Source organism: Streptococcus suis YS161, from assembly GCF_002760245.1.
Classification (GTDB): domain Bacteria; phylum Bacillota; class Bacilli; order Lactobacillales; family Streptococcaceae; genus Streptococcus; species Streptococcus suis_I.
Window position 1 is genome coordinate 1 of sequence record NZ_ASCA01000010.1, and the last position, 7,593, is coordinate 7,593.

At 42.8% G+C, this 7,593-nt stretch carries 2 protein-coding genes; one reads left to right on the forward strand and one right to left on the reverse strand.

The window, feature by feature from the left end; all coding sequences use genetic code 11:
- The coding region (locus SST111_RS01820; protein ID WP_142350741.1) for a helix-turn-helix domain-containing protein at window positions 1–314 on the reverse strand (314 nt) is incomplete at its 3' end.
- Between the two features lie 263 nt (window positions 315–577).
- Here SST111_RS01820 and SST111_RS12135 point away from each other — a divergent pair.
- Window positions 578–7,593: SpaA isopeptide-forming pilin-related protein (locus SST111_RS12135; protein ID WP_180274013.1), on the forward strand; the 7,016-nt coding region annotated here is incomplete at its 3' end.

Here is a 7,593-nt window from a genome sequence, read left to right on the forward strand (position 1 = left end):
GTTCTCGAGTCTGAGAGCTTAGCTTCATAATCAAGCTGAGCTCTTTTTGCGTAGTAGAACTGTTTCTGGTATCCACAATTGATTCTCTTTTTCGGACAGGCATTACAAACGTAGGGAACCTTTTTGAGTAAAGGGCAGGCCTCACAATTGGAGGTACTAGAGTTCTCTTTTATCACCCTATTTCTCCGAACTTCTTTTGAGATTGTGGATGGGTCTTTTCCTAGCTTAGCAGCGATAGCTGAGAAGGGCTTAAGTTGTTCAATTCCTATTTGAATATCATTGCGATCAGAGAGAGTTAAGTGTTTGTTTTTCATTGTCAGTTACCAACTTGTCCCATAGTAAGTTCTACCTTATTTCTTTGTCTCAGTCTAATTTCCAGTTTTTAAGACAGACTAGAACTTACTTTGGGAATTTAGCACTGAAATTTTTCATGCGTATGACGTGTACTTTCAGAAATTTGGCTTGAACTTCCTAAATAATTATGATATACTACACAAGCAAATAAGGAAATTACCTCTCCTTAAATATTTAAGGGGGGGGTAATTTTTTTCTATTTTTACGAGGAGAGAGAAATAAGTTGAAATCGTGGGTAAAAGTAGTAAGCAAGTTTCTACTTGCTTTGTTAGTCATAGACTCTATAACGACAACAGCTATCGCCTTATCAGAAACGACTTCGGAAGAAGCAATGATACGCGATACATACTTAAAATCCTATCAAGAGGATACCACTAAGTTATCGCTCACCATTGATAAGGAACAAACGAATTCCGAACAATTAGCTGTTAAACTTAAAGTTGCGGAAGGAGTAATAGATGAGCAAGGATTAACCTTGATTCTGCAAAGCGGTCTGGCTTTGGGTCAAAATGACCAAGGGCAGGACATACTTCCTGAAGGTTTCTACCGAGATGAGACTTATAATGAAGATGACAGAAAAGCTACTACAGAAACTGAAGATTCCCTTGCGAAAGGATTAGAACAGTTGCCTGTTTACGGTGAAGGGTACTATTCTTTAAGAATCAAACCGAATGCCAATCGCTCTGTTGCTTTAATTACAGACCCAAGTGACAGTAGTAAGCGATTTGAGGAGCATGTCTTTATTTTCAAAAAGGTTTCCGAGGTTCAAACTGGGGAAATGGTCGCGGTGACCAATGAGCGCTATCTGACAATCCTCAAAGAAAATCAATCGGTATTTACTAACCAAGAAACGACAGAGCTAAACGCATCAACCGAGATTCCGAGAGGTCCAGGAAGTATTACCATTCAGCTGAGAGCCTATGAAGAGAATAACCCTGACCCCCAGGTGCCCTTGACCGAAAGTGAGTTTGAGATCTCATCGGTCGCTCATCCAGAGCAAACGATGAAAGGGACGACGGACTTAAACGGAAATGTGACCTTTGAAAATATTGCACTGGGGTCTTACACGATAAAGCAACTCACTTCCAATTCAGATTATACAATCGCTGAACAGATTGAAACGGTGGAACTGACAGAGGCAGAAACAACCAAGACAGTTGGTGTTACCAATACTGAAAAGAATGCATCGGAACGACAGAATGTTGGTATTAGCCGTTCTTCTCGAAGCAGGAGAGCTGTCACAGAAGCAACTTCTAATTCGACTACAACAACTGTTACAAACCCAGATGGAACAACAACTACCTATACACGTGAAGAGTCTATCTTCAAGTACATCTTCAAGCCCATCACAATTTCTATTCCAGGGTTCTATCAAAGTTATTCCCAAGATGGAGTCTTGGAGAAAAAGGAGGTAGTAGTCGACTCAGCTACTAATACCACAAAAATCATCTGGGAGTATACGACTACGGTAGGAGGCGCCAATAGCAATATCACCTCTATTAGAAATGCCTTCTCCACCACAACGGACTCAGGTCTAGGAGAACCACGAATTACCTCGGTCACAAAAAATGGCACTCCGATAACAACCAATACGACCTACTTTGGAAGTTCCGACAATTTCAAATCGGCAACAGATAACTTACCAGTTGAAAATGGAACATACGTCTATACGATTGAAACTCCTGTAGTGATTCCAAGTGATAACTATAGTTTGGATTATCGCTCAGAAGTAACAGTGAATGCTCCAAAGGGAAGTAAACTTACTTATAATGGTACGTCAATTACCTTAAGTCAAGCTGAAACGCGTACCTTATCAACAGCAGATACCATTACACTTCCAGCTCAGCAAGATGGCGGAGCGTTAGGTGATTTAAAAGTCGAGACTGTCAATACATCGAATGTCAACCGTACCATTGGTAAGTATCGTGATGGCAATGACAAAGTCATCGAATGGACTAGTTCGCAACTAAATGATACTACAGATCCACAAACGTTTACATTCGACGTTGCTTTAGATAGCTCACAATCTGTCCATGAATACAAAGTTTACATCTATGAACCAAGCAATGGAACCTATACTGAAGCTAGAGCTGAAACGGTTACTCCGACTGGGAATCAGATTACGGTTAGCAATGTACCAGCAGGTGCTATCGCTCTGGTTAAGACAGTAACGAATGTTACAAACGAGAAAGCTAACCATACTATTTCAGGAGCGCAGCTAGAAGCCCTGAAAGGTGATATAAAAATCCAGAAAAATTGGGTAAACGGAGCAACACCTGTAAATACAACGTTCACTATCACTGGCGGTACTGTCAACCAGACCAAAACGCTCACTACAGGTCAGACGACAATCACTGTCAATGATGTTCCTAAGTTTTCAGGGACAGGTGCGACAGCGATGAAGAAGCGGATTCACTATGAAGTCAATGAAACAGTACCTACTGGATACATTCTGGCATCGGCTACCTTTGACCTCGAAAGCTTGACCTACCTTTTCAATAACAAAAAAGACGAGTCTTCATCGACACTTCCAGGTCCTCCTGGAACTCCTACCAACTACGGAATTACCTCTGTTGAACCAGTTGATATTAACTATATTAAGTACCAAAGTGGTAGCACAGTTTGGGGTGGATTCAGTGGGTCTTTGAAACTTGGTTTTAAAATCCCGCCGTATGCACAGGAAGGGGACAGCTTTACCGTTACCATCCCAGAGGAATTGAAACTGGATCACCCAGCCAATCCAAATCAAGAGTGGACCCCAGTCTATGACAATAACAATCGAGAGATTGCAAAGGTCTATCATACAAAAGATAGAGAACTCAAGTTTGTCTTGACAAAGAACGCTTACTCTGTTTCAGAATATAGCGGTTGGTATACCATCGGAAGTCAACCAGGTAACATCATTCAAAAAAATAATGACACTTCTTTCCGCGGTCCCTATCTGACAGGTGTTGACCCAGTTCTGCCGAAATGGTATGAATGGGAAAATGTCAGAACGACGATTTTGACGAAACCACTAACCTTTAAAGGGACCTATACGGGAGGAGCCTTCTCTTATAGTGATAAGACTGTCACGACGAATGGGACACTCAATGCCACAAATAATGGAACTGGTCAAGGAGATCTCCATCAGTTTGATGGAGTGAACAAATACGAGTATGAGCAAGGTGAAGACTACATTAAGTGGGATTTGATGTTTAATACTGGTGGTGGAAATGCTGACGCTGGTATTTTGGCAGATCGCCATAAATTCTGGGATTACATCCATGAAGGAATGTCGCTTTACTCAGATGGTAATGTTGCATCTAGTATTCCCAAAGATATAGAGTTCTTTATCGCAGATGGAACTGCTGCAGCTTCTTATGCGAACCCAGTTAAGATGACCTTAAAAGGAACTTCTAACGTTAATGGAACTACCCAGTATCACTATGGAATTGACGGAACCGATATTGGTGTGGCTGTCTATATTAAGCCAGAAAGACACTCAAATCCAGACTTTGACAATTTCACCTCCACCCATACGCTTGAGTTTTACTATGAAAATGTTAGAAACAGGGCAATTGTTGCTCGCATCAAAATGCGTAAAGTGAGAATAACAAATACTTACTATTATTATAACGGTGCGACACGAGCCTACAATCCTAGCATGAGCGGTGCAACGTATATTTACCGCCGTGCGGCAGAAACTACAGCACGTGGTGGAGCTTATCCGACAGACTGGTATAGTTTAAAACTGAAAAAAGTTGCGAGTGAAAATGGTCAAAAGAAAGCTCTCGAAGGAGCGGTATTTACCCTTTACGACGCCAATAAAAAGGCTCACCAAACCGTTCGAAGCAATGCCAATGGAGAGTTCAGCTTCTCAGAACTCCTAGGGGGAACTTACACCTTTAAGGAAATCAGCGCTCCACCTGGCTATATCTTAGATCCGATAGAGCACAAGATTGTCATCACCAATAGTCAAAACATTACCATTGATGGCAAACAATACGATGCCAATAGTCCGTCAGAAGTTGTCAACACCAAGCCAACTACACTTCAAATCAATAAGTTTGAGCTTGGTGAAAGTCAGCCACTAAAAGGTGCGGTCTTCAGACTTAAGAGCAAAAATGGTGGCAATTATGACATTACCATAGGTGATGTGATTCCTGCGAGTCAGTTCATTTTCTCTGATCTTACAAAAGGGATCTATACCTTGACAGAGACAAAAGCTCCAGCAGGCTATAAAACGATTTCTCCAGTAGATATTGAAGTCTATGAAGAGAATGGAGAGCTGAAAATACGTAAGTTAACAGATACTGCCAATACTCAGACAGGAGCCATCGAAGTTGTCAACGGTAACTTTAGCATCAATGTTGTAGATGAGGACTTCAGTACCGAGTTTACCAAGGTAAACGAGCAAGGCCAGCCACTAGCTGATGCAGTGTTTGAACTTCGTCAGATGACCCAAACAGGCTACAAGCGAGTGTTGACAGGGTTGACCTCAAATGCACAAGGGAAACTCCGAGTAGACCACTTGCAAGGTGGGACAACCTATGAACTCTGGGAAACCAGCGCGCCATCAGGTTATAGGAAGCTAACCACAGCTGCCGCTCGATTCACCGTTTCTGACACAGGTGCGATTACCTTTGCATCAGGAGGCAGTCAAATCACTAACCGCCCTCCAACTTATAAGGTGAAAGTGCAGAAAGTAGATGCACTGACTGGACAAAAAGTAACTGTGCAGACCCGCATCGGTATCACGGATAGCCAAGGGAATGTCATTGAGGGACAAATTTCAAACTTTACCAATGGAGAAGTAAGTTTCCCTAAAAACTTTGCCCCAGGAACATACTACATCAAAGAAGAAACAACTCCATCTGGCTATATCGGCTTATCAGGTTTGGTACCATTTACCATTCGGGCAGATGGTGTAGTAGAAGTGTCTAGTGATTATCTTGAAGGTATTGACGTGACGACGAGCTCGCCAGATACGATTACGATAAAAGTAAAGAACTATCCACTCGGAAAATTCAAAGTTAGCAAGCGTGTCAAAGGGATTAGTGATATGACCAATCTTATCACTGGGCAAATGATCTTTACGTTGACCAAGAATGATGATCCAAACGTCACCATCGTCAAACAGCAAGCTGCCAACCAAGACTTTGTCTTTGAAAACCTCCAGCCTGGGGTCTATACTCTGACAGAAACTCAAGCCCCATCTGGCTACATCAAATCGACAGAAACGTACACGATTCATGTTGATAGAGATGGCAGTGTGCGCTTCTATCCTAATTCAGACCCTAGCAGTCACCTTGCGACTGGTTTACGTGTCATAAAGTCAGCTGAAATTGCAGCTGCCACAACCCACGGTTCTAGTACAGAAGATAAGGCGCTAGACGGTACTTTGACAACTGGAGCCTTGTACCGATTGCCGAACTCGACATTGAATGAAGGTCAATGGTGGGGAGTAGATTTAGGTTCGGTTCAACGCGTGACGCAAATCCTCTTTGCGCAAGGTAAAAATGCCACAGATGGTAGTGACCGTGACAAGATGGATAGCTATACCCTTGAGTATTCATCAGATGGCATCACCTACCAATCACTCGGTGATTTCACAACGCTTGACCTTACTCAATCGGTAGATATCTATGCACGATACATTCGTGTACGAAATCTACAGACAGGAACAGGTAGATGGTTGGGAATCAGAGACCTGCAGGTAAGTGTTCGAGATGCTACCCAAACGATTGACGCAGGTGGAAGTAATGATACAGCCAATATTATTAAAATCGGTAACATCGAAAATCCAGAGTTCAAAATTGAGAAGGTTGATAGCAATAACAACCAAATCTCAAAACCTGTCACCTTTAAGCTCTACAAAGTTGACGATAGTACAACAGCTGATACTGTATCAAGTGTTACTCTTAATGACAGCAATCTTGTGCAAACCTTGACCTTTACAGGTCAAAGTAGCATGACTAGGTTAACTGCGACAGCACTTGGTAAATATGTTCTTGTAGAAGCGCAGGCACCAGAAGGCTATGACGGTTTGAATGGACCGGCCTTACTAGAGTTGTACGAAACAACGCAGGCTTATGCCGTAACGCAACAGAAAGCTGTGACACGTTTTAGAGTTTTAAGTCAAACGAATTCGGTCAGCGTAACAGATTTATCTGCTGTTAGCGGAGTTCCTGCGAATGCTATTAGCATCAAAGTAAAAAATACGCAAAAAAGCTATAACTTTAAAGTCATCAAGAAAGACTCAACGACAAATACCGGCCTCAACGCTCGTTTCGAACTCTACGATGCAAATGAAACAGCCGTGATTAGTCAAGGCAATACCACGCAGACAGGAAATAGCCTCACCTTCCAAAATCTGCAGCCAGGTATCTATGTCTTGAAAGAAGTAACACCGCCATCAGGCTATATCCAAGTAAATCCAGTTCGACTTGAAATCACGCAGGCAGGTCAATTACAAATCCTGTCAGGAGATACAGAGCTTCTACAAGTTGGTGCATCAAGTGGCAATACGCTTGAGCTCACGGTGAAAAACGACAGTAAGAAAACCCTTCGCATTTCCAAACGCATCAAGGGTCTGGAAAGCTTAGCTGGTCTCATTACAGGAAACATGACCTTTACGCTGTCAAAAGACAACGACACAAGTTTCCAACCAGTGACTGTCACACAAGCTGCGAATACAGACTTCGTCTTTAATAACCTGACCTACGGTTCTTATACCCTAGTCGAGACAGCGCCACCAGCAGGCTATATGGCCGAGCCGATTACCTATAAGGTATCCGTGAGTCGCTCAGGAGTTTCTCTCTATAAAGTAGCGAACGCAGCTCCGAGCGAACGTGTCGCAGGTGCAACCCTCATCAAGTCAGGCGACTTATCGAATATCCAGTCTGGACAAGATGGAAATGCGATTGATGGTAATGACACGACAGCAGTTACCTACTCAAACTTCAACGGGCAAGGAAACAACATTCCTGCTGGAGCCTATCTAGGGGTTGACCTACAAGGTGTGAAACGTATCCGCCGCATTCACTACTTGCAAGGCAATCAGAACAATCCGCAGGATAGATTCAACCGCTTCACACTTGAGTACTCAATAGACGGACGTACCTATTTCCCACTGTCCACTTATACAGCCAATGGATTGGTCGATTTGGACACGGATATAATAGCTCGCTACATTCGTGTGAGAAATGAAGAACAAGTCGTCAACAAATGGTACGCTGTTCGTGAATTGACCGTCTC